The 22,338-nt window shown below is 51.6% G+C and carries 22 protein-coding genes; 12 read left to right on the top strand and 10 right to left on the bottom strand.

Features of this window, described 5'->3' with window-relative positions; all coding sequences use genetic code 11:
- Positions 1 to 207: 207 nt before the first annotated feature.
- Entirely contained in the window at positions 208 to 1,224 is a 1,017-nt protein-coding gene (locus P8O11_RS09965; RefSeq protein WP_300293950.1) for a hypothetical protein, read from the bottom strand.
- 107 nt (positions 1,225 to 1,331) lie between these two features.
- Between P8O11_RS09965 and P8O11_RS09970 the strand changes: the two genes are divergently transcribed.
- From P8O11_RS09970 to P8O11_RS10010, 9 genes are all read left to right on the top strand, one after another.
- Complete coding sequence (locus P8O11_RS09970) at positions 1,332 to 2,078, top strand: FkbM family methyltransferase (RefSeq protein ID WP_300293952.1); 747 nt, start codon at positions 1,332 to 1,334, stop codon at positions 2,076 to 2,078.
- A 69-nt stretch (positions 2,079 to 2,147) separates the two neighbouring features.
- On the top strand, positions 2,148 to 2,921 hold the full coding sequence (locus tag P8O11_RS09975; protein WP_300293953.1) for a hypothetical protein: 774 nt from the start codon (positions 2,148 to 2,150) through the stop codon (positions 2,919 to 2,921).
- A gap of 56 nt (positions 2,922 to 2,977) precedes the next feature.
- A complete protein-coding gene (locus P8O11_RS09980) occupies positions 2,978 to 3,859 on the top strand; it encodes a glycosyltransferase family A protein (RefSeq protein ID WP_300293954.1) in 882 nt (293 codons plus the stop codon).
- 172 nt (positions 3,860 to 4,031) lie between these two features.
- The gene (locus tag P8O11_RS09985; protein ID WP_284261141.1) at positions 4,032 to 4,646 is read left to right on the top strand and encodes a ribonuclease D; all 615 of its coding nucleotides are present in this window, start codon (positions 4,032 to 4,034) and stop codon (positions 4,644 to 4,646) included.
- Between the two features lie 15 nt (positions 4,647 to 4,661).
- Positions 4,662 to 5,276, top strand: coding sequence for an LPS export ABC transporter periplasmic protein LptC (gene lptC, locus P8O11_RS09990; RefSeq protein WP_300293955.1), 615 nt, complete (start codon positions 4,662 to 4,664; stop codon positions 5,274 to 5,276).
- A 4-nt stretch (positions 5,277 to 5,280) separates the two neighbouring features.
- Complete coding sequence (locus tag P8O11_RS09995) at positions 5,281 to 5,766, top strand: LptA/OstA family protein (protein WP_300293956.1); 486 nt, start codon at positions 5,281 to 5,283, stop codon at positions 5,764 to 5,766.
- Entirely contained in the window at positions 5,753 to 6,520 is a 768-nt protein-coding gene (gene lptB, locus P8O11_RS10000; protein WP_300293957.1) for an LPS export ABC transporter ATP-binding protein, read from the top strand. The genes P8O11_RS09995 and lptB overlap by 14 nt, the downstream gene beginning before the upstream one ends.
- A 224-nt stretch (positions 6,521 to 6,744) precedes the next feature.
- Positions 6,745 to 7,314 carry a ribosome-associated translation inhibitor RaiA gene (gene raiA / locus P8O11_RS10005; RefSeq protein WP_273499646.1) on the top strand — a complete coding sequence of 190 codons (570 nt, stop codon included), beginning with the start codon at positions 6,745 to 6,747 and terminating at the stop codon, positions 7,312 to 7,314.
- Between the two features lie 40 nt (positions 7,315 to 7,354).
- Positions 7,355 to 7,819, top strand: a complete 465-nt coding sequence (locus P8O11_RS10010) for a PTS sugar transporter subunit IIA (RefSeq protein WP_300293958.1) — start codon at positions 7,355 to 7,357, stop codon at positions 7,817 to 7,819.
- 3 nt (positions 7,820 to 7,822) lie between these two features.
- Here P8O11_RS10010 and P8O11_RS10015 read toward each other — a convergent pair whose 3' ends face one another.
- From P8O11_RS10015 to cysQ, 8 genes are all read right to left on the bottom strand, one after another.
- Positions 7,823 to 9,247, bottom strand: a complete 1,425-nt coding sequence (locus P8O11_RS10015) for a sulfotransferase family 2 domain-containing protein (protein WP_300293959.1) — start codon at positions 9,245 to 9,247, stop codon at positions 7,823 to 7,825.
- A 4-nt stretch (positions 9,248 to 9,251) separates the two neighbouring features.
- The gene (locus P8O11_RS10020) at positions 9,252 to 10,955 is read right to left on the bottom strand and encodes a beta-1,6-N-acetylglucosaminyltransferase (protein ID WP_300293960.1); all 1,704 of its coding nucleotides are present in this window, start codon (positions 10,953 to 10,955) and stop codon (positions 9,252 to 9,254) included.
- Positions 10,952 to 11,962: a glycosyltransferase family 2 protein gene (locus P8O11_RS10025; protein WP_300293961.1), complete on the bottom strand. Its 1,011-nt coding sequence runs from the start codon at positions 11,960 to 11,962 to the stop codon at positions 10,952 to 10,954. The genes P8O11_RS10020 and P8O11_RS10025 overlap by 4 nt, the downstream gene beginning before the upstream one ends.
- Before the next feature lie 47 nt (positions 11,963 to 12,009).
- Positions 12,010 to 13,245: a glycosyltransferase family 1 protein gene (locus tag P8O11_RS10030; RefSeq protein ID WP_300293962.1), complete on the bottom strand. Its 1,236-nt coding sequence runs from the start codon at positions 13,243 to 13,245 to the stop codon at positions 12,010 to 12,012.
- Positions 13,235 to 14,218 carry a UDP-glucose 4-epimerase GalE gene (gene galE / locus P8O11_RS10035; RefSeq protein ID WP_089893794.1) on the bottom strand — a complete coding sequence of 328 codons (984 nt, stop codon included), beginning with the start codon at positions 14,216 to 14,218 and terminating at the stop codon, positions 13,235 to 13,237. The genes P8O11_RS10030 and galE overlap by 11 nt, the downstream gene beginning before the upstream one ends.
- Before the next feature lie 15 nt (positions 14,219 to 14,233).
- Positions 14,234 to 15,187 carry a UTP--glucose-1-phosphate uridylyltransferase GalU gene (gene galU / locus P8O11_RS10040; RefSeq protein WP_300293964.1) on the bottom strand — a complete coding sequence of 318 codons (954 nt, stop codon included), beginning with the start codon at positions 15,185 to 15,187 and terminating at the stop codon, positions 14,234 to 14,236.
- A 97-nt stretch (positions 15,188 to 15,284) separates the two neighbouring features.
- Positions 15,285 to 16,502 (bottom strand): glycosyltransferase family 2 protein, encoded by a 1,218-nt coding sequence (locus tag P8O11_RS10045; protein WP_300293965.1) that lies wholly within the window; start codon positions 16,500 to 16,502, stop codon positions 15,285 to 15,287.
- Between the two features lies 1 nt (position 16,503).
- Positions 16,504 to 17,301, bottom strand: coding sequence for a 3'(2'),5'-bisphosphate nucleotidase CysQ (gene cysQ, locus P8O11_RS10050; protein WP_300293966.1), 798 nt, complete (start codon positions 17,299 to 17,301; stop codon positions 16,504 to 16,506).
- A 138-nt stretch (positions 17,302 to 17,439) separates the two neighbouring features.
- Between cysQ and P8O11_RS10055 the strand changes: the two genes are divergently transcribed.
- A complete protein-coding gene (locus tag P8O11_RS10055; RefSeq protein ID WP_300293967.1) occupies positions 17,440 to 18,261 on the top strand; it encodes an ABC transporter permease in 822 nt (273 codons plus the stop codon).
- Here the strand turns inward: P8O11_RS10055 and P8O11_RS10060 are convergent.
- Positions 18,258 to 18,863, bottom strand: a complete 606-nt coding sequence (locus P8O11_RS10060) for an alpha-ketoglutarate-dependent dioxygenase AlkB (protein WP_300293969.1) — start codon at positions 18,861 to 18,863, stop codon at positions 18,258 to 18,260. The two genes, P8O11_RS10055 and P8O11_RS10060, sit on opposite strands and share 4 nt — an antisense overlap.
- Positions 18,864 to 19,071: 208 nt before the next feature.
- Here P8O11_RS10060 and dnaK point away from each other — a divergent pair, with 208 nt between their 5' ends.
- Positions 19,072 to 20,985, top strand: coding sequence for a molecular chaperone DnaK (dnaK, locus tag P8O11_RS10065; protein WP_089893810.1), 1,914 nt, complete (start codon positions 19,072 to 19,074; stop codon positions 20,983 to 20,985).
- 76 nt (positions 20,986 to 21,061) lie between these two features.
- Positions 21,062 to 22,210: a molecular chaperone DnaJ gene (gene dnaJ / locus P8O11_RS10070; RefSeq protein WP_089893812.1), complete on the top strand. Its 1,149-nt coding sequence runs from the start codon at positions 21,062 to 21,064 to the stop codon at positions 22,208 to 22,210.
- The last annotated feature ends 128 nt before the right edge of the window (positions 22,211 to 22,338 follow it).

The raw sequence follows: 22,338 nt of genomic DNA on the forward strand, positions 1-22,338 counted from the left end.
AAGCGACCACACAGTGCATTGGGCTACCGCCCGCCCGCGCCAGAGGCCATCATCCCGATGGACCAAAGGCCAATCATGCACTAACTTTCAAATTGGACCACTCAAGTGGGGCTGCTCAGGGCTGGGGTAGATTAGTTGACACTTTTCTGCGCACATTGAACAATTGCATGATGCATTCTTTGAATGCATTTGGTGATCTTTGCAAACCTAATTAGAAGGCCTTCGCCTTATCCAGCGGTTAATTTTCGATCCTAGAGACTTAATTGCGTTTGGCCGGGATAGGGTCTTGGCCGTCTCGTAACTTTTTGTCAGTAACTTTTGAGCCTCAGGGAATTTTTTCAGTTTTTCTTGCGAGCGAAGTAAGCTGGAAAAAGTATATGACGCCAGATCGCACTGGCTAATCATATTGCGGTTCACTTTGACAAACAAAGCTTCGGTAGGTGACAGTGTTCGCCCATAGTATGCACTTGCAAAGAGAGGATCACCCTTCCGGGAAGAAAAGTTTGAATGCCCATTTTCCTGATTTAGTATATCCAATTTTTCATTGCTTGAAAGTAAGTCAACTATTTCCCATCCATTTTGAAAAATAGCGTCAGACAAGCCGATTTCGTAGATTGTTATGACCTCTTCTTTGGATAGTTTAGCTGTTATCGAGTAAAAGCCGATTTCTCTGAGGTGTCGCATTGCTTCAGCGCTCATGGCATAAGCTGTTGTTTGAACATGAGGATTAGCAACTGACATGCGTTTCTGTCGCGCTACAGTAGTATCGCTCTGAGGGTTTCTGTGTTTTGGTGTATTGATTGAAGCGCCAACCAAGTGCACTTTATCTGTCAGCGGCTTCAAAAATATTTCTATCCAGCTTCTATTTTCGTAGCCAGGCAAAAAGGGGCCTCTCACAGATGAGTTTACAAATATAAAGGCTTGATAAGGCCGAATTAGATATTCATTTACAAACGTACAGTATCCACCAAAGTCATTGTTCCAATTTTTGGTCCAAATGTAAGTTACATTGGCTAGCTCTGGCAAATCTAACGAGCAATCTCCTGATATTATTATGAAATAATCAGAAATTTCGTCAACTGCAGTAGCTAAAAAAAAGATAAGGTTATCTCTGTAGCAGGGATCCTTTTCATAATAGTGGTATACAATTGCGAGCGCTGATGTTTTCTGTGGTGATGCGTAACGTCTATCTGAATTACTTTGGTCAGTATCTTTAGCGTTCATTCGTGCCTCGAGGGTGTACAGTTTGTAAGTACATCTGTGGGTTTGTACTTTGGCTAAAGGTTAGCGCATAAATTGAGCCACATTTAGACCTAGGATTAAAAATCAACATGATAAAGACTTTAGACTACATTCGTCGCAAATGGCAGCAGGATTTGCGAGACATGGTCTTTGGCCATAATTACGTATTAGATGGGCAAAATTTTCTTGTTCCCAAGTCTGCTTCTCTTGTAGCAAGAAGAGCAATACAAAAAGGGTTATATGAATGGCCAGAGAGATTACTTGTCAGTAAATTTTTGCCTAAAGATCTTACGGTTTTAGAGTTAGGAGGATCTTATGGCATAGTTAGCAATATAATTCGTAGACATATTGACATAGATGTTAGGCAAATTATTGTTGAGGCTAACTCTGATCTTATACCTATATGTGCTCATAACGTTAGCCTAGCTGGTGTCACAGAAAACACATATCTGCTAAGCGCTGCTTTAGGTTATAGTGAAAGTGGCTTCTTGCAATTTGACCTTGGTTCAGGACACCACAGTTCACGATTGGTTTCTCCAAACAAATTTAGTTCGGAGGCTCGAGAGGTCCCGGTGATAACGATGTCTTCTCTTGTTGATAAATACACGGAAGGGGCATGCTTTAGCCTTGTGTGTGACATTGAAGGAGCAGAGCTTGAGATGCTGCAACGAGATGGTGATGCTTTGAAAAAGTGCAAATGCATTATATTAGAAACTCATCCTTCGGTATTTTCAGAACTGGGGTCTTCAATTGAAGAGGCAGAAGCTCTTATTTCTGCAGCAGGCCTAAAAATTGTTGCTCGAGAGCAAGATGTTTTGGTTGCCATTCGCGGCTAGAGCAACTCCATCATGAAGCTGTAGGCGATTGTATTTTACCCGCTCTCTGAAGAAGACGAATAGAATCTCATGAATATAAGCATCAATCGCCTGACCATCCTTTCTTGTCATCCAATCTTGGATCAAGTTGCTGCAGACATTGCAAAAGGAATTGCAGTAGATGCTTTGCCTGACAAAGATATTGTTGTGTGTATCGGCGCGCACAAAAGGTTCAAAGGTTTGAGAAGGAAAGCAGGCTTCAAAATTTGTGTGCAGACAGAGCATTTTCTGGATGCAAGAGGCCAAGCTCTCTGGAGAAAGCCACGATGGTTCAGGATGCTTACTAATCTTCTGATTTGTGATCTGATGCTTGATTTGAGTATCTATAACAAAAAAGCATATCGATGGCTGCCAGGAGCGCTGAAAAACAAGATCGTTTTTGGGCCCAAAATATTCCCGTCAGCTCCAGTCAAGCATGTAGAAGGCAATGAAACATCCGTGTTCTTCGGTACAGTCAATGCCAGACGGAAAAAGCTTATCGGGGCGTCTGAAGCTTATGTCACCCTAAACGAAGGCATCTTTGGCGCATCTTTGGACGAGAAAATTGCGAACGCCTCTGCCGTTTTGAATGTGCATTTTTCTGCAGGGGTATACACGGAATACCCCAGACTATTGTCGGCATATCTCGCCGGAAAGCCCCTTGTATCAGAAACATTAAGCCCCGAATTAGAAGAAGGTCGGCATTACATTGCCCTTGGCGCACAGACGAACGTTGAATATTTCGCTAAGACCTTAGCAAACTTTAGTGCTGAATTCGCGGCCCATAATCGCTTTACTGACTTTTTGGCCAGCTATGCCAAGTGACCTGGATCTGCTATTGGCAAAGCTATTGACCATGTATTTTCAGAAAGCCTGAACATATGATTCAAGTAGCAATTTTTTCGTACAACCGTTTGTTTTATTTGAAGAATGCGCTTCATTCTGTTCAACGAAACGTCTCAGATGCACGCGTGCGTATTTACGATGATGGCAGTGATCAGTCCGAAATGAAAAACTTCCTGTTTGAAAACTCTGATCTGGTTGGCGCTCGCTTGAAGGGTCTGGATAGCAAGCACGGAGGTTTATATGCAAACATGCAATCTGCGCTTGATGAAGCGCAGGAAGACTATCTCCTGTTGATGCAAGACGATACGCAGATTGTACGCAAAATGGAGCAAGAAGACCTTGAGGCGATCAATCGAGCCTTTGAAGTGCTCCCCACAGCGGCGTTCCTGTCTGTAATGTTCTTGAAGGGCGAAAAAAAGCGACGCTGCAAAAGAGTATTGTGCGCGGATGGTGAAAACCAATTGTATCGCTCTAAGTCACTCGAAGACGGTGTTGTTCAAAGTTACTACGATGTGGTTGTATGCAACGTGCCACGCTTAAGGGCTGCGGGCTGGAAGTTTGAAAACACAGAAGTTGCAAACATGAAGAAGGCACGCGAACTATTTGGTGAAATGCCAATCATGCGAAACCCTATGATGTTTTTCTGCCCTGAAGTGCCATTTTTTCGAGATCGAAAGCAATCACTGGCCGCACGGATCATAGCAAAACGCCGCAAAGTAAATCCCGTTTTCCACGATATGACAGATGAAGCAGTTGCAAAGCTTAAGGGGCGAGCCTTAGGCGTATTTCCGTATGCAGAAGATTGGCTTAACCCGACACTTCAGGGATTGCGGAGACCTTTTGTCTTCAAAGATGTGAAGGCGAACTTATGGTTGAACCTTCTTTATGCGATCGAAACGAAGCTGTTGGGCCGATAGCAAGAATAAGTGATATGCTTTTTCAGCATAGCGGTTTCAGCTGGTTGCAAGGACAGCTTTCGTGACCATTTCGTCTTGTAGACCCCTCCGTAAGCCCCTAGAATTATATGAGAAGCTGCGAAAGTGGAGTTTTTCTCCTGGGTGCTATTCCTTCGCAACTTAGAGGAATGAAATGACAAATCATCTGTATAAAAACGATCTCCCCGATGGCCTTGATCTTGGCCCTATTGTTGCGATTGATTGTGAAACTATGGGCTTGCACCCGCATCGTGACAGGCTTTGTGTTGTGCAGATGTCTTCCGGTGATGGGCATGCTCATCTTGTTCAGGTTGCTCAAGGACAGACAGAAGCGCCCAATCTTTGCGCTATGCTCACTGATCCCAACGTTCTCAAGCTTTTCCATTTTGGTCGTTTTGACATCGCCGCTCTGCAAAATACCTTTGGCGCGTTAACAGCGCCGGTCTATTGCACCAAAATCGCAAGCCGCCTTGTCCGCACATACACAGACCGACATGGTCTCAAAAACCTGCTCCAAGAGCTGCTGAATGAAGATATTTCCAAGCAGCAACAAAGCTCTGACTGGGGCGCCGACACGCTCACCAAGGCGCAGATCGACTATGCGGCCTCCGATGTTCTTCATCTGCACAAGCTGCGGGACAAGCTTGATGTGATGCTAGCCCGCGAAGGCCGTGACGAGCTCGCACAAGCGTGTTTCCGCTTCTTACCCACGCGTGCTTTACTTGATCTGGAAGGTTGGCCAGAAACAGATATCTTCGCCCACGCGTAAAAGGGTGAAGATCAGATGCAAAGCCGGATCGACAGGCACACAAGACTGGTTGCATGGGCAAAGATCACACTTCCCATCTTAGCCCTTGCGATGCTGTCGACGCTGTTTTTGCTCTCGAAAAGCGTTGATCCAATCGCGACGATCCCTTTTTCAGAAAGCGATCTTGCAGATCGGACGCAAAGCCAGCAGATATCGCAGCCTGAGGTTTTCGGCGTAACGCCGCGTGGTGATCTGATCTCATTGCGAGCGGCTCTTGCGCGTCAGAGTGCGAAAGACAGTGCGCTTATGGAGGCGCGTGACGTTTCGGCAAAAATTAAGCTCACTTCTGGCCAAACCGTTGATATATCGGCTGTTAAAGCGCTTCATAGCTCTGCGGAAAATATCGTGACTTTGTCTGGCAGTGTTTTTGCTCAGACAAGCACAGGCTATACTTTTCGTGCAAATGAACTCGCCATGAGCTTATTTGACCTGCGTGCTGACAGTATCGGAGTTGTGACGGGCGAAGGCCCAGGCTTTACTGTTGCGGCAGGGCAAATGACGCTTGAGATACCCGAAGGGGAAAGCGATGCACATATTTTGCTAAAAAACGGCGTGAAGCTGGTGTATACACCCGTGAAAGAAAAGGAATAGATCTGTGCGCTTTGGTTTTCTCATTGTCAGCGCTCTTTGCGCTGCACTTGCCAGCCCTGCTGTCTCCCAAGGCGCAAACATTGCCTTTGGGAATATCAAGCAAGACACAAACGCCCCAGTTGAAGTTTCGGCGAACGTCATGGACATCAACCAGAACACGGGCTCTGCCGTGCTCTCGGGCAATGTGTTGATCGGGCAGGGGGCCATGCGCCTCTCTGCAGCTTCGGTGAGTATTGTCTATAACTCAGACCGTTCCCAGATCGCGCAGATGAAGGCATCGGGCGGTGTAACGCTGGTCAGTGGTGAGGACGCCGCCGAAGCAGCACAAGCCGAGTATAATGTGACATCTGGTATGATTGTGCTTTCGGGCAATGTTCTTCTTGTTCAGGGCCAAACCGCTATTACAGCTGATAGAATGCACGTTGATACAACCGCAGGCACAGCCAAGATGGAAGGCCGCGTGAAGACGGTGCTCAATGTCAAAAACTAGTGCTCCCAATCTTTTTGTTGCCGAAGGCACGTCTGGCCTTGAAGTGCGCAATCTGCGCAAAAGCTACAAGCGTCGTCCAGTGATCCGTGATGTTTCGCTTTCTCTCAAACGTGGCGAAGTCGTTGCGCTGCTTGGCCCCAACGGATCAGGCAAAACGACGACATTTTACGCAGTGGCTGGGCTTGTGCAGGCCGAAGGCGGCCATGTTATGCTCGATGGCATCGATGTAACAGACCTTCCCATGTACCGCCGCGCGCGGCTTGGGATCGGCTATCTACCTCAAGAAATGTCGATATTTAGAGGGCTTTCCGTTGAGGATAATATCGCAGCTGTCCTTGAAGTGGTGGAGCCTGACAGACGAGAACGTGCGAAAAAACTCGAAGAACTGCTCTCTGAGTTTTCTATCGAGCATCTGCGTCGTGCGCCTGCGATGGCCTTGTCTGGCGGTGAGCGGCGGCGTGTAGAAATAGCGCGCTGCCTTGCGGCTGATCCTGCCTATCTTTTACTTGATGAGCCTTTTGCAGGCGTTGATCCGATCTCAGTGAACGACATCCGCTCCCTTGTAGCCGATCTCAAAACGCGTGGAATCGGTGTCTTGATCACAGATCACAATGTCCGAGAAACACTCGAAATCGTGGATCGTGCCTATATTTTGCATGATGGAACCGTGCTCATGTCGGGTAAACCAAGCGAAGTTGTGGAAAACGAGAATGTCCGCCGGGTCTATCTTGGCGACAGCTTCCGTATCTCCTGAATTTTGGCAACAATTCGCTCTTTCAGTTGACAAGCCCCCGTCCTAGGGCCTCAAATGGGCTATGGGATCTTGTTTTCTCACTGGACAAAATAGCGTGACCTGCATTTTTTGCAGCGGCTCTGTTCAAACCAAAAACAATCCCTATTTCAATATGATAACTGTCTCACCCTTGGGCGCGTTAGCGCCCTTGGAGCGGGGCAATTCAACGAAGTAAAGGAGAGAAGATGCGCTACCAAATCAGCGGAAAGCAAATCGACATCGGGGACGCACTACAAACCCATGTGAAAGAAGAGCTTGGGGCCGCCGTCGCAAAATATGCCGAACGGCCCACCGAAGCGCTCGTTGTTTTCTCCAAAAGTGGTCATGAGTTTAACTGTGAATCCACTGTGCATCTTTCGACAGGTCTCACGGCATCGGCCAAAGCGAGCGCCAGTGAGATTTATGCCGCGTTCGACGGCTGCTGTGAGAAAATGGAGAAGCAACTGAGGCGTTATAAGCGTCGCCTGAAGGACCACCATAAAGATCGAGTGGAACCGGTTGAACTTTTCGGAGCGTCCTCGTATATCCTCGCCTCTGATCACGAAAGTCAGGATTCGGAGCCCGAAACGCTTCAGCCTATGATCATCGCAGAGATGGAAACAAAAATACCATCGCTCTCCGTTGGTGAAGCTGTTATGCAAATGGAACTTGCAGGGTCTCCTGTTCTGATTTTTCGTAACGAGAGTAAAGACGGGCTAAACGTCGTGTATCGCCGCGAAGATGGCAATATCGGTTGGATAGACCCAGGTAAATAACAGGCGCATTCTATCGCGTCTGTGGAGCAGTAGACGAACGATGCAAATGTCCTCTTTACTCAAGCCCGAGGCAGTCAGGGTTTTATCCTCTGCCTCGAGCAAAAAGCGCCTGTTGCAAGAGCTGGGCGAAACGGCTGGAGCTGTCTATGGTATAGACCCTGTCGTCGCCGTTCGGGCCCTTCAAGAGCGTGAAAACCTAGGACCAACTGGTGTTGGAAATGGTGTCGCGCTGCCCCACGCCCACGTAGACGGTCTTGAAAAAGTCGTTGGCGTGTTTGTCGTACTCGAAAAGCCGATTGATTTTGATGCTGTCGATAAGCTCCCTGTAGATTTGGCATTTGCTCTCTTCGCGCCGAGCGATGCAGGTGTCGAGCACCTCAAGGCATTGGCCAAAGTTTCTCGTGCGCTGCGCGATGGAGCTCGCTGTGGCAAGCTGCGTTCCAATAAAAACGTCAGCACACTTTATACAATTATTACCGAAGATGTGAGCAAGCTGGTCGCTTAAAGATCAACGCCAGCTTCCGAAGCCAAAAATCAAATAATCGCGTTGATAAGCGTCAGCGACGAGCAATTCAATTTCGGCGTCATAGATTTGAGCAAGTGTATAAGGCGTGTCTTCCTGAGGCGCAGGCAGGCTTGCTTCATGCGCCACACCCACCTGCATAGCAAGCGCCGGTAAATACGCCTCGAGTTCATCTTCGCGCAGCACAAAGTCAGGCAGCGCAAAGTTACCCATGCCCTGTAATATCCCCGCCTGACTGCCCCATGCCGCGTCAGCGCGCACAGCGGTCTGGTCTGACAGGTTGGCTTTGACAAACCCTAAAAACGCAACGAAGGCCGTGCGATGGGCTTCGAGGCTCCAGCTCGCGTCTGGGCCGTCCTTCGGGATCGGCAGTTTGTGCACACGTCGCAATGTCCGCCTGATTTCAGAGTAGCACTTCGGGCCCTTGTTCAATATCCGTTCACAAAATGCGCGGTGCGCGCGTGGGGCAGGGTGGCGGACCACGCTGAAACTTCGGTGGCCTGTATTGGTCCGCATCCATTGGCGCAGTGTTTTTTGGCTAAAGCCGCTTTGACGCTCGGTCTCATTCACTCCGTCAAGCCCCGCCATCCAAGGCAATACCTCGTCTTCAGGAGCAGAGCGTACGGGCAAAAACAAGAGCGGCGCCTTCGCGCAAGCCACATAGCTTGGCACAGCCGCACCGCGCCGCGCCTCAAAATTCGGCGTTCGTCCCAGTCCAAAGTGGTCTGTTTTTGAGAGACAAGCTTCCATCTCTTCGAAGTTTGCGACTTTCTTTGACAGCGGCTCTGGGTTTTGTCGCTTGAGGTTACGGTCAAGTCGCTCAAGTTTATCGGGCTGCTCAAGGTAGGCGGCCAGCCCGTTCATGACATCGACATCTTGCAAGTCCTCATAAGCCACATAAAACGCCGTCTGCCCCGTAGTCTGAAGCGCCTTCATCAGCCTGAGTTGAAACGCCTGCAGCGCTTCGAGATGTGCGCCAAATTCCTTAGCATCAAAGACGGCCGTGGCATCTTTGCGCTTGGCAACATTGGTGAGCTTCCATTGCCCCGTTTCCTGCGCGATTTTCCAGCTCACATAGCTTTCGACAGGGTTGCGCGTGAGAATGATCTTGGCGCAGCGCGGATCGTTTAAGATGTCGTTCAACACCCGTGTATCGTGGTCGTGGAAAAAGCGAAATCCAGCCAAGCCTTGCGCATTTTTGACAGCCTCAATCAAAACATGAGGCTCGCGGTTACGTGCTTCTTCACTGATCTCAAGGCAATCTTCGCGGTTGGGATAGCCGATGAAATGTGGATTGAACGCTTCGCCCAAACAGCTCAGGGCAGGGAAGCTGTTAATATTGGCTTCTAAAAAGTTCGAGCCCGTTCGCATCTCTGCAAAGACAACAAAATAATCAAACCGTTTGCTCATAACGCTACTTTTTTACCAAATAAGGTTTCGGGGTGGGCTGCTGCACGCCGACAGGATTCCCGACAACAGGGAAATCTCCCATCAGATAGGGGTGCATCCCTTGGTTCTTCAGATTCTGCAAAAATTGTCCAAATCCCGTCAGATCGTTCATTTTCGGTGCCTCTGCCAAACGCCGAAGTGATTTAAAGCCGATCTCGTCGATTACGGTTTGCAAATGCTCCATCGGGTTTTCGATGAAGTCTGCCATGGTCCAGATCCGTATCCGCGCCTTGGAATGAGGCGAACGCAACACATCCAAAAATTCACTTTCGATTTTCTGCAGCTCGGCCGCTTCGGTGCGCAGCTCGCTGAAATTTTTGTTCGAGCGAAATAGGGGCACAGCCCAAGCGCCACTGATCACAGATATCTGAGCGTTTGGATCAGCCGCCATAAGCCATGTTAGGTCTTGGTTATCTGCAGGTCCAAACTGGAAGCACTGCCGTTCTCCGCGCGTGTTCCATATCAGACTGGTTAGGAAAGCGCGCGGATTGTAGTCACGTACCTCTGCGCTATCGCTCAACGCACCGTTAATGACGCTTTGTTCACCCGCATAATGCGCCTTGTCCGGTGCAAAAAGATGCCCGTGTACTTTTGCACCCGTTGCCTTGCCAAACCAGGGCTCAAATTCTTCAAACAAATCTGAAAAGCCTTGAAGCACAGAATACTGCCCTGAGGTCGTTCCATTTTCCCAGCCATGGTTGGGGAAGCGGCTGTGCATATAAAGTCCGGGCCGCCCGCGTGTCCGACGGTCGACTGCTTTGGCAAAAATGCGGTCAATTTTGCCAGGGTTTGGCTCTGTGCGGTTTGCGGGGCTGTCTTTTACAGACAGGAACACCTCGTACAAGCGGTTCGCATGGGGCCAGATCTTGCGCGCAACAAAGCAATCGGAGCGGCGTAAAAGCTGCAAGTGATCGTCGTAAAAAATATGTGGCTTGCCCTGAAAATCAAACTTCGAAAGTGTCAAAGAGCGGCTTTCGATCTTTTGGCTACGTTGACGGGCCAATGTCTGAAAATAGCTCTCGTCAGGGATCCAGACTCGCCTAAAATAGCGATCATATAGCTTGCGGTCTGGGTCTTCCAGAATGCTCGAAAGTGTCTGACGTGTCAGACACCACCACTGGCTCCCCATATGTGGCGTGATCCCGTTGGGCATCTTGCGGCTAAACCTGAGCCGCCGCTGAAGTTTGACATAACCATCAAACAAAATGCGGTGACGTTTCCAGCTGAAGGGAAACCGTAGGGTAAAGCGTTCTTCGTCAAGCCCACCGACTGTCCAGGGGACATCGGCAGTTGTTGCACTTTCGATGAAGTCTGTGTTGGGTCGCTCAGCCAGATAGTCAATCAGCTCTTCCACAGGGCGCAAAGGAAGACAGGAGCCGCTAGCAAGATAGACATGCCGCACATCTGGAAAGCTCTCCAGCATCTGCTCGCTCGCTTCTTGTGTTGCCGCGACAATACCCCAAGTGCCCCACTCACAGCGATGACGGCTGGAAAAGCGTATATCCTGCAGGTCTGACAGTTTTGTCTTAAAGGTGGCGAAGGCCTTGCGGGAAACGGCTTCATCTACCTGAATGACAACAGGGCAGCCCGAGGCGTTCCAATGCCGTGCAACCTGTTCGGCCCGCTCAAAGGCCGTGTGCACCAGCATGATGATGCCAACGCCGCTCATGCCCAGTTCCCTTTTGACATAAGGCCAAGAATTTCAAGCTGCCGCCAGTTGATGTACTTTTCGCTCCACTTGCACCAAAGGTCTGGGTTGTCCTTCAGGCTTTCGGCATAGGCGCGGTATTCTACGCTTGCGGAGTAATGCTGCCGCCGTTCAAGCTCTTCGGCGGCCTTCTGAGTGAAGGTGTCGAGGAATTTTGTGTGCAGCAGCACGCCACTGGCCTTCTCCCCGCCCCACTCATCATAAACAAGGTTCAAGCCGCGTGGCAGCAACATATGGGTCGAGCTGACATAGGCATATTTTCGGTCCCACTTTACCAGCGGGATTTTGTTGAGCGCTGGGGCTTTCTCTGGCTTGTCCTTAAAGAATGTCCGCGCGCGTGGGCCGCCTTGTATCCATAGGTTGCCGAACTTCTTGTTCTTGTTGATCATGTAGTTCCCAGCGTCAAACCAGCTGGTAATCTCAAGTGGATTTTGCCCCTCTCGGTAAGGCTGCGCATCGATGCGCCCCTTCGGATACATATCCAGAAGCATGGCGCTAAAGCTCTTAATTGAGCTCGCATCAAGCCAATCGGTCAGCGCTCTGATGGGCCGTGTGTCACAGAATGGATAGACCAGAAACTCATCTGGATCGACAACAAGCGCCCAATGCCCATGCGCATGTTTCATTTGGAGCCAGTTAAGCCAATCTACGCCAAAGCGCGAACGTTTATAACTTTTGTCGGTGTGCCAGACAGAAACATCAGGCTGCTCCATCAAATATTCCAGCGAGCCATCGCCGCTGTCATTATCGACAATGAAGAAGTGATCAACACCTTGGTCACGATAATATTTGAGAAAATAAGGCAGCCGGATCTTTTCGTTGCGCATCGTGGTGAAACAAAGAATAGCATCCTGCTTCACTTGCGCGCTTCGGTCTGACATCGCTCTAAGCTCGCGGCGTTTACGAAACGCGCGAATACGCCAACGTCGGCGCTGCAACCTTAAGCGATATGTCTGGACCAAGCCCAACTGCTACCTCACCTCACTGGTTAAAAACGTAACTTGGGGTCACTCTCTCACGTCTCACTTAAGACGAGGTTGAAATGCGCATCCCATGTCGGCGGAGTGAAGGCTTCTTTTTTAGGCCTTTGTTCTGTCCGCCTGCTCTCAGCCAACGACAATACTCTTCTGACCCAAAAATAGCTGTCATTCACACTTGTGTAAACGGGAATATCCCCAAGAAGCTCCCTATAAACAGGCAGCTCGGTGCAAATTACAGGAACACCCCGCGCCGCCGCTTCCAAAACAGGAAGCCCGTAGCCCTCCGCAAGGCTGGGGAAGACAATTCCAGCAGCCTCATCCAGCAGGGCAGAAATTGCCCCGTCACTCAGTCCAGAAAGTTCATGGATAAATCGTCCCTTTAGCCGTGAATTCTCTAAGCGGAAGAAACATTCGTCGTTCTTCCAGCCCCTTTGCCCACAGATCAGAAGTTGTGGCATGTCTTGGGGCGGAATCTGTTTTTCCATCTGTTCCCAGACATCGATCAACAAGAGATGGTTTTTGCGTGGCTCAATCGTGCCAACACAAAGAAAATAGGGCTCCTCAAAGGGTAGTCCTTTTGGAAGCGCGGTCTTGTCTGGCTTCGCCATGTCCACCCCAAGATGCGCAACCATGCCTTGTGGCACACGCCCGATCTTGGCCAGTTGTGACTCCGCCGCCGTTTGTGTGGCGCGCGAATTATAGATCACAAGGTCCGCTTTTGCTGAAACACGCGCCAAGAAAAGCTTAAAGCGTTCCACTGATCCATCACGCTGAAAATGTGGGAGGTCCAGTGGAATTGTGTCATGCACAAAGACGATAATTTTGCCACCGCGCAGCGCTTTTACGCCCATCGTGACATAGTCGGTCAGGTTGCTATGGCCTGTATTGAAATAGGCCGTTCTGTCAGGCAAGTGCCGCTTGAGCATCCGTCCCAAGCCGCGTCGTGTGCACCGCGCAACAGCGAGTTTTCGGGCATCTGTCAAAGCACGTTGAAGCTCTGGTGGTAATTTGGAAAAGACTTTAGCCAAGCGGCTCGCAGGACCCCAAGATACATCACCGTCAATCTTGGCAGCGAGTTTTTGCATCCCGCTTTCATCCAACAGCAAAAAGCCGAGTGGTGTGCTGATCAACCCGAAAGCAGGGACATTGCTAGCAATCAGCGCGTCAAGGTAAGCGCGCTCTACTCTGTCAACGCCCGTTAAGACACGTCCTGCGCGGCTGAGAAGCCGCGACATGTCCAAAAGCCGTGCCGAGGGCCGCTCACTTTTCATAATGCCCGCTCTGATGCCACATCCACGCATCAGCCACCATTTCTTCGAGGTTCGAGCGCTGGGGGCGCCAGCCAAGTTCTTCTTCCGCGCGCTTTGAACCAGAAACAAGCTTGGTGCAGTCCCCCGCGCGTCGCGGCCCTTCGGTGCAAGGCACAGGCTTGCCAGTGACTTCAGCCGCGCGATCCATAACCTCACGCACGGAAAAGCCTGCGCCAGTGCCAAGGTTGAACACGCGGCTTCCTTTGCCCTCGGCAAGCCACTTCAGGCCCAAAACATGTGCATCGACCAGATCGCAGACATGCACATAGTCGCGTATGCAGGTTCCGTCTGGCGTGTCATAATCTGTCCCAAAGATCGTCAGCGCCGCGCGCTTCCCGTCAATTGCATCAAGGATCAGCGGGATAAGGTGGGTCTCAGGTTGGTGGTACTCGCCCACGTCGCCCTCTGGGTCCGCCCCTGCCACATTAAAGTAGCGAAAAATAACACTCTCGATCCCGTCACTGGCGCCAAAGTCGCTCAACATATCCTCAATCGCGCGCTTGCTCGCGCCATAGGCGTTGATGGGTAGCTGCGCGCTCTGCTCATTGAGGACAACATTGTCTTGGTCGCCGTATGTGGCACAGGTTGAGCTAAAGACAAACCGCTTACAGCCCGCTGCTGCTGCGGCCTCGATCAGGTTAAGAGAGCCTCCAGCGTTGTTGAGCCAGTATTTCCCCGGGATTTGCATGCTCTCGCCCACTTGGCTTAGCGCTGCAAAATGCATCACGGCAACAGGCCGATAAGCGGCAAATACTTCATCAAGCCGTGCACGATCCAAGAGGTCACCGCGCTCAAACGGACCAAACTTCACAGCGTCTTCCCAGCCTGTAACGAGGCTGTCAAATGTAACTGGGTTGAAACCAGCCGCCCTCAAAGCTTTGCAGGCGTGCGAGCCAATATAGCCCGCGCCACCTGTGACAAGTACGTTATCCAAAGTGCACCTCGGCTGTTATTCTGCCGCTTTTCGGGTGTCGTTCACCACATGCTGCAGGTATCCCATCAAATCGTCGCGTAGCTCTGGGCGGTCGAGCCCAAAAGACACGGTCGCCTGAAGAAAGCCTGATTTAGACCCGCAGTCAAACCGTTGACCCTGAAAGCGATAGCCATAGACGGGGCGACCTTCTTGAATTTCATCGGCGATCCCGTCGGTCAGTTGGATTTCTCCGCCCGCGCCCGATTTCTTTTTGTTGAGATTTCTCAGAACATCTGGAGTCAGGATATAGCGGCCAATGACAGCAAGGTTGGATGGAGCCTTATCGACGTCAGGCTTTTCAACCATGCCTTTCACGCTCACACGTGCGCCCATATCTTCGGCCACATCCAGAATACCGTAAGCGCTTGTTTGCGACTGTGGCACTTCCATTGCCGCGACCATACACCCGGGGTTCTCTTCATAAGCTTCTACCATTTGCTGCAAGCAAGGCTTTTCTGCCGCGATAACATCGTCTGGCAGGATTACAGCAAAAGGTTCGTTAGAGATAAGTCGGCGCGCACACCATACCGCATGACCAAGACCAAGTGCCTTGTGCTGGCGGATATAGGCAATCGCGCCACTTTCCATGTTTGTGGATTGCAAAATTTCGAGAAGTTCGTCTTTACCCTTTTTGCGTAGCGTTTGCTCAAGCTGTGGGGCTTCATCGAAATAATCTTCAAGCGCGCCTTTGCCTCGCGAGGTGACAAAGATAAATTCTTTGATCCCAGCGGCGCGCGCTTCATCAATTGCATATTGGATAAGCGGTCGGTCCACCAAGGTCATAATTTCCTTGGGAACAGACTTTGTAGCAGGGAGAAAACGCGTCCCCAGTCCTGCGACAGGAAAAATAGCTTTTGTAATTTTTTCTTCATGGCCCCAACTCTTCAATATACTGCGCGTCTTTTGGTGCGCGCCATTAGGCCGAACCATGACACAAAATCATGACAAGATGTATAGCTTGGTTTTTAAAAAAGAAATAATAAGCCCATTTTTTCCATAATGTGGCGAATTTGTTAACATTTAAAGTTCAGCCGCGGGCCAGCCTGACACGCTCCTGTTCACGCCTGACACGGGATCGCAGCCGGTTGAGCTGAAACAGCGGTTCATCGCGTGCTGCCTTACCAAATAGCCCGCCGCTTTGCTCCCAGTAGCCTGCCAAATCATAGCGAACATGGTGAAAACGGGTGTTCCACGAGAAGAGATAGAGCGAGACATTCGCCCCCTGTGTTGCAAGTTGTGCCGCCTCTTTACGAAGCTTTTTGCCTTGCCAAAAGCGCCCAGCTACAGTCACGCCGCCACTGCGATCTGGCAGAAAAGGCTTGAAATCAGACGGATGGTGCAATGTATCCGGATATTGCCCAAAAGCCCGTAGCGCTCCCGCCTCAAATCCGGCCTCAAGGCTCTGCATAACGCCCGCCGCCTCGCTCTCGCTCATAAGGTCGCGGCTCACTTGGTCAGTCAGCCGTTCCACCTGTTCCTCAACCATCTCAGAACATCGTGGTTCAAGCGGTTGTCCGTGCTTGCGCAGCAAGAGTACAGTGCTTGCTCCTACATCAAACAAGTCTGTTACCGTCCTGTCGGCCTTGCGTCGTGTGCTGGCCTTGTAGGCGTGGTGCACTTCAGCGCTGGGGCATAGCGCGGTCTTGTGGTGCGTTCCCCCGATCCGCAAGTTGAGATCGGTTTCATCCAGATAAAAGTGGAACCCTTCGTCAAACCCGCCGAGCGCTACGAGAACATTACGGCGCACAGCCATGTTCGTGCCCTCGGTCTTCACAGCAAAACCAGTCTTTGTTTTGGGGATAAACGAATTGCGGTTTTCGGCGGCAAGCGTCTCCGTCCGCCCAGCGCTGTCCACTTGCCGAGCGGTCCACTGAAACGAAATTCCGTTGCGCCCACGCACATACCCGCCCGTGCACATCACTTCAGGCAGTTTAAATCCTGACGCCAGATGATGCAGCCATAAGGGTTCAGCCGCTGCATCATCATCAATAAACGCAATGATCTCGCCTGCGGCCTCGGCCACACCTTTGTTGCGCGCGGCGGCAATATTAGGCTCTTCAAAGGCCACAAGCTTGATACGCCCTGCGTAAGGGCTTTCGCCGACATAAGCACAGGCGGCCAGATCGGCGACAACAACGATCTCAAAGGGCTGATATGCTACGCCCGCCAGCGCCGAAAGACACCACAAAAGGCTCTCGGGCCGACCATGGCTTACAATCACAACGCTGACGGAAGGCGCTGACATATCAGGGAGTTTTCAGGTCTACAGCAGGCGAGTATGCTATGAAGAACGGGTTCGCATAGCCTTCCTTGCCGTAGACAAGCGGGTCATGTGTCGCAAAAACAACGACTTTGCCACCTGCACCATGAAGCACAGCGTGGCCTGCAGCCGTGTCCCACTCCATCGTGCGGCCAACGCGCGGGTAAATGTCGGCCTCGCCCGTCGCCACAAGACAAAACTTCAGGCTTGAGCCCGCGCTCTTGCTGTCCTGAACGGCGTATTTGTTGATGTAGTCGTCCGTTGCCTGATCGCGATGCGACTTTGACGCAACAACCATAAGGGCCGCATTGTCGCTCTCGGCCACGCGGATCGCCCGTGTGGTGCCCGCATGTGTCTTGTCAAACGGCCCGTCTTCTTCCACAGCGCTGCCGTCTGCAAGCGTATAAAACATCCGCTCTTTTGCGGGCGCATAAACAACTCCACGAGTCGGCACACCATTTTCTACATAAGCGATATTCACAGTAAAATCGCCTCGGCGATGTACAAATTCCTTGGTTCCGTCCAAGGGATCAACAATTAGAAAGGTGTCAGCCTGCATGTCGTGTGTTGCCGCCTGTTCTTCAGTGATCAAAAGCACATCAGGAAAAGCAGAGCGCAGACCCGCTGAGATAATAGCATCTGCCGCTTCGTCGGCCTCTGTGACTGGGCTGTCATCAGACTTTGACTTTACCTCAAAGTCGTCACGACCATAGATTTCCATAATCTTGTCACCCGCAACAAGCGCAAGCTCGCGCATCACGTGGGTCAGCTTTTCGTAGTCCATTTGCTTCAGTCCTTCACTCTTTATGCCTCAGATCACGGTTTTGTTGCTTAGGCCGCTCAGGCCCTTTATGGTATGTGTGTAACGGTTCGGCAAGAATTGGCGCGTAAAACAAACCGCGTAAGTCAGGGTAGCGAGTAGATGTTTCAGGTAAGGCGGCGTAGGTCGACGATCACATCGGCCCTCATTATCTTTGAGTTGATCTATCATTCGGTGGTTCATTCCATTCGCTCTTCGCACGGCAATGCGATTATGTCGCTTGTGACAAACCTTATGCAAATGGCGATTATGGTGCTGGCGTTTTACGTCATGTTCTCGCTTCTTGGATTGCGCGGTGCTGCTTTGCGTGGCGACTTCCTCGTTTACATCATGACAGGCATCTTCCTTTACATGACCCATGTTAAGGCCGTTGGGGCAGTCTCTGGCTCTGCGGGTCCGTCCTCGCCAATGATGCTCCATGCCCCGATGAACACGATTGTTTCGATTGCCTCCTCTGCGCTGTCGTCACTTTATCTACAGATCCTTTCGGCATTCGTTATTCTCTTTGGTTATTACATGGCGGTTCAATCTTTCACGATTGATCGCCCCATCGCGGCAATGGGTATGCTATTGCTTGCCTGGTTCACAGGATGTGCCGTCGGGATGGTGCTTCTCGCGATTAAGCCGTGGTTCCCAGGTTTCGTCGCGGCCTTCACACTGATTTACCAACGCGCCAATATGATTGCCTCGGGCAAGATGTTTTTTGCCAATACGCTGCCCGGCTACATGCTCGCGATGTTTGACTGGAACCCGCTCTTTCACATCATTGATCAGTCGCGCGGTTTTGCTTTCATCAATTACAATCCGCGCTACACGCATTGGGAGTACGCTTTTGTGATCGGGCTTGTCCTGATCATGGTTGGTCTCATGGGTGAGTTCTATACCCGCCGCCACGCCATTATCTCTTGGAGCGCACGTCGCTAGAGCACAACCCGCATCGTCACATTGATCCGCCCGCCACCAGGCAAAAGCGTACTTGAGCCAAAGCGGATCTTGTCAACACCATGATGCGCGAGCCGCGCTGCGCCGCTGAGCAAAAGGATATCTCCAGAGCGTAACCATTGTGATGCTGTCTTGCCGCCCCGTTCAATACCACTAATACGAAACAGTCCCTCGTCCCCAAGGCTAACAGAGACAACTGGCTGGCCAAAGTCTGCTTCATCCTTGTCCTGATGCAGCCCCATGCGAGCCCCCTCGCCGTAAAAATTGATCAGCGCACATTCGGGCGTCCGCGCGTCTGGCGCGATGGCCTTCCAGATTGTCAGCAGGCTCTCGGGAATGTCGGGCCAAGCCGTTCCGCGCGGATGACGCCCTTCATAGCGGTAGCCCCGCCTGTCAGTGATCCATCCAAACTTACCCGCGGCGGTCATCCTGACGCTCATTTTTTGCCCTCGCGGTGTTTCTGGCGCATAGAGCGGCGCCGCGCGCGCAATTTGTCGGATATCGTCGAGCAAGCTTTCCTGCGCGCGGCGAGTAAGCGCTTCGCTATAGAATAAAGCCCCATTCAGGTCGATCTTATGAGCCAGATTTACCACGCTTCCATCTTTCTGGGCTAAAAGCTCCCAAATTTGCTGATTCTTCACCGTCTCGGCGCTTGCAGGGGCATTTTGCGCTCCTTATATACCCTCCGAAGCGTTTGATCAGGATCCCCCCTGTTCAAGCTAACATATCGGGGGCAGATGCCGTAACGGGTCTGACCTCGCAACATCGCCTTAACGTAGAAGGGATCGAAAAATGTCAAAAGTCATTGGTATTGACCTCGGCACAACAAACTCATGTATCGCCATCATGGACGGCTCTGCTGCCCGCGTGATCGAAAACTCCGAAGGCGCGCGCACAACGCCGTCGATCGTTGCTTTCACAGAAGACGAGCGCCTCGTCGGCCAGTCCGCAAAGCGCCAAGCTGTGACCAACCCAGAAAACACCGTCTTCGGCGTCAAGCGTCTCATCGGCCGCCGATTTGATGATGCGGACCTCGCAAAAGACAAAAAGCACATGCCCTTCAATGTTGTGAATGGCGGCAATGGCGACGCGTGGATCGAAGCGCGCGGCGAGAAGTATTCGCCCAGCCAGATCTCTGCCTTCATCCTTGGCAAAATGAAGGAAACAGCTGAGAGCTATCTTGGCGAAGAAGTGAAGCAGGCGGTTATCACCGTTCCAGCTTACTTCAACGATGCTCAGCGCCAAGCGACAAAAGACGCCGGCAAAATCGCTGGTCTCGAAGTCCTGCGCATCATCAATGAGCCAACAGCGGCTGCGCTGGCCTATGGCCTCGACAAAAAAGAAACCCAAACCATCGCGGTCTATGACCTTGGTGGCGGTACATTTGACGTGACCATCCTCGAAATCGACGATGGCCTCTTTGAAGTTAAGTCCACCAACGGCGACACATTCCTCGGCGGTGAAGACTTTGACATGCGCATCGTTGCTTACCTTGCGGACCAGTTCCAAAAGGAAAACGGTGTTGACCTGACCAAAGACAAAATGGCCCTCCAGCGTCTCAAAGAAGCCGCTGAAAAAGCCAAGATCGAGCTGTCCAGCTCGTCACAAACCGAGATCAACCAGCCCTTCATCTCGATGGGCAAAGACGGCTCGCCGTTGCACATGGTTATGAAGCTGACGCGTGCAAAACTTGAAAGCCTCGTCTCTGACCTGATCAAAAACTCGCTGAAGCCTTGTGCCGCGGCGCTTAAAGATGCGGGCCTCTCAACAAGCGATATCGACGAAGTCGTTCTCGTTGGTGGTATGACGCGTATGCCAAAGGTCATCGAAGAAGTCACAAAATTCTTCGGTAAAGAGCCCCACAAAGGCGTGAACCCTGATGAAGTTGTTGCCATGGGCGCGGCCATTCAGGCGGGCGTTCTTCAGGGCGACGTCAAAGACGTTGTTTTGCTTGACGTAACACCTCTCTCGCTCGGCATTGAAACGCTCGGTGGTGTTTTCACCCGTCTGATCGACCGCAACACAACGATCCCGACGAAGAAGTCGCAAATCTTCTCAACAGCAGAAGACAACCAAAATGCAGTGACCATTCGTGTTTTCCAAGGTGAGCGTGAAATGGCATCTGACAACAAGATGCTCGGTCAGTTCAACCTTGAGAACATTCCGCCAGCTCCTCGTGGCCTGCCGCAGATCGAAGTTACATTTGACATCGACGCCAACGGTATCGTTTCGGTTGGTGCGGCTGACAAAGGTACAGGCAAAGAGCAGAAAATCACCATTCAAGCCTCGGGCGGCCTCTCAGACGCCGACATCGAGAAAATGGTGAAGGACGCCGAAGAGAACGCCGAAGCCGATAAGGACCGTCGCGAGCTTGTGGAAGCGCGCAACCAAGCCGAGAGCCTCATTCACTCGACAGAAAAGTCAGTGGAAGAGCACTCCGACAAGGTTGATCCAACCACAGTCGAAGTTATCGAACTGTCTATTGCTGCTCTGCGCGATGATCTCGAAAAAGAGGACATCACCGCAGACAAGCTTAAGGCTGGTATCCAGAACGTCACAGAGTCAGCCATGAAGCTGGGCGAAGCGATCTACAAGGCACAGGCAGAGGCGGGCGATGATATGCCTAACGCTGCCGACGAGGGCGGAATTGACGATGATATCGTCGATGCTGACTTCGAAGACCTTGGCGACGAAAAGCGCAGCTAAGCGCCTTAGGAAGCTTGGTAAGGGCCGGTCCGCGCGCCGGGTCGGCCTTCGCCGTTTCCAGAAAGGGTAATGACCCATGGCTAAACGCGATTATTATGAAGTGCTGGGCATCTCAAAAGGTGCCTCGGCGGATGAAATTAAAAAAGCCTATCGCACCAAAGCGAAAGAGCTTCATCCAGACCGCAACACTGATGATCCAGACTTGGAAGCTCAGTTCAAAGAAGCGGGCGAGGCTTACGAAGTCTTGAAGGACGCCGACAAAAAGGCGGCCTACGACCGTTATGGTCATGCGGCCTTTGAAGGCGGTATGGGCGGTGGGCGTCAGGGCGGCGGATACGGCGGCCAGCAGGGTGACTTCTCTTCTGCTTTCTCTGATGTCTTTGATGATCTCTTTGGAGACTTCATGGGTGGTCAGCGCGGCGGTGGGCGTCAGCGCGCTGCGCGCGGTGCAGACTTACGCTACAATCTGCGCGTCTCCCTTGAAGATGCGTTCTCTGGCTTACAAAAAACCATCAATGTGCCAACATCTGTCGCTTGCGATGGCTGCAGCGGAACAGGTGCCGAAGGCGGTGCCGAGCCCACAACGTGCCCGACCTGTTCAGGCATGGGTAAGGTTCGTGCCCAGCAGGGTTTCTTCACGGTCGAGCGCACGTGCCCGACCTGTTCAGGCCTCGGTCAGACCATCAAGAACCCTTGTGGAAAATGTCATGGCCAAGGCCGCGTCGAGAAAGACCGCTCTCTTGCTGTCAATATCCCCGCGGGTGTTGAGACAGGTACGCGCATTCGCCTCGCAGGCGAAGGCGAAGCCGGGATGCGTGGCGGACCAACGGGCGATCTCTATATTTTCATAGAAGTCGAAGCACATAAGATATTCGAGCGGGAAGGGGTCAATCTCTTCTGTCGCGTTCCCGTGAGCATGGCGGCAGCCGCGCTTGGCGGTGATATTGAAGTGCCCACAATTGATGGGGGCCGCTCGCGTGTCAAAATCCCATCAGGCTCTCAGTCTGGTCGGCAGATGCGTCTGCGCGCCAAGGGCATGCCTGCACTGCGCGGTGGCGGTTCGGGTGATATGTTCATAGAGCTGGCTGTTGAGACTCCCGTCAACTTGACGAGCAAGCAAAAAGAGCTGCTCAAAGAGTTTGAAGCGCTGTCAGAAGACAACAATCCCGAGAGCAAGAGCTTCTTTAAGTCGGTCAAAGGCTTTTGGGATTCGATGAAGGGCTAAGTTTCGAATCAATCTGATCTAAAGGGCGTGCCGTCGGGTGCGCCCTTTCTTTTTGGTTAACGAGTACCGTGCGCAACTGTAACACCTGATCTTTTTGGCCGTTTTGAAAAGGCGGTGCACGGGTTGTG

This window comes from Lentibacter sp., assembly GCF_029254145.1.
Taxonomy (GTDB): Bacteria; Pseudomonadota; Alphaproteobacteria; order Rhodobacterales; family Rhodobacteraceae; genus Lentibacter.

Excerpts from the sequence above, each read along its gene's own strand:
- P8O11_RS10020 (WP_300293960.1), bottom strand. The coding sequence starts at position 10,955 with ATGAGCGGCGTTGGCATCATCATGCTGGTGCACACGGCCTTTGAGCGG.
- dnaK (WP_089893810.1), top strand. The coding sequence starts at position 19,072 with ATGTCAAAAGTCATTGGTATTGACCTCGGCACAACAAACTCATGTATC.
- P8O11_RS09985 (WP_284261141.1), top strand. The coding sequence starts at position 4,032 with ATGACAAATCATCTGTATAAAAACGATCTCCCCGATGGCCTTGATCTT.
- raiA (WP_273499646.1), top strand. The coding sequence starts at position 6,745 with ATGCGCTACCAAATCAGCGGAAAGCAAATCGACATCGGGGACGCACTA.
- P8O11_RS09975 (WP_300293953.1), top strand. The coding sequence starts at position 2,148 with ATGAATATAAGCATCAATCGCCTGACCATCCTTTCTTGTCATCCAATC.
- P8O11_RS10045 (WP_300293965.1), bottom strand. The coding sequence starts at position 16,502 with ATGTCAGCGCCTTCCGTCAGCGTTGTGATTGTAAGCCATGGTCGGCCC.
- cysQ (WP_300293966.1), bottom strand. The coding sequence starts at position 17,301 with ATGGACTACGAAAAGCTGACCCACGTGATGCGCGAGCTTGCGCTTGTT.
- lptC (WP_300293955.1), top strand. The coding sequence starts at position 4,662 with ATGCAAAGCCGGATCGACAGGCACACAAGACTGGTTGCATGGGCAAAG.
- P8O11_RS09980 (WP_300293954.1), top strand. The coding sequence starts at position 2,978 with ATGATTCAAGTAGCAATTTTTTCGTACAACCGTTTGTTTTATTTGAAG.
- lptB (WP_300293957.1), top strand. The coding sequence starts at position 5,753 with ATGTCAAAAACTAGTGCTCCCAATCTTTTTGTTGCCGAAGGCACGTCT.
- P8O11_RS10030 (WP_300293962.1), bottom strand. The coding sequence starts at position 13,245 with ATGAAAAGTGAGCGGCCCTCGGCACGGCTTTTGGACATGTCGCGGCTT.
- P8O11_RS09970 (WP_300293952.1), top strand. The coding sequence starts at position 1,332 with ATGATAAAGACTTTAGACTACATTCGTCGCAAATGGCAGCAGGATTTG.
- dnaJ (WP_089893812.1), top strand. The coding sequence starts at position 21,062 with ATGGCTAAACGCGATTATTATGAAGTGCTGGGCATCTCAAAAGGTGCC.
- P8O11_RS10055 (WP_300293967.1), top strand. The coding sequence starts at position 17,440 with ATGTTTCAGGTAAGGCGGCGTAGGTCGACGATCACATCGGCCCTCATT.
- P8O11_RS10015 (WP_300293959.1), bottom strand. The coding sequence starts at position 9,247 with ATGAGCAAACGGTTTGATTATTTTGTTGTCTTTGCAGAGATGCGAACG.
- P8O11_RS10010 (WP_300293958.1), top strand. The coding sequence starts at position 7,355 with ATGCAAATGTCCTCTTTACTCAAGCCCGAGGCAGTCAGGGTTTTATCC.
- P8O11_RS09965 (WP_300293950.1), bottom strand. The coding sequence starts at position 1,224 with ATGAACGCTAAAGATACTGACCAAAGTAATTCAGATAGACGTTACGCA.
- galU (WP_300293964.1), bottom strand. The coding sequence starts at position 15,187 with ATGGTTCGGCCTAATGGCGCGCACCAAAAGACGCGCAGTATATTGAAG.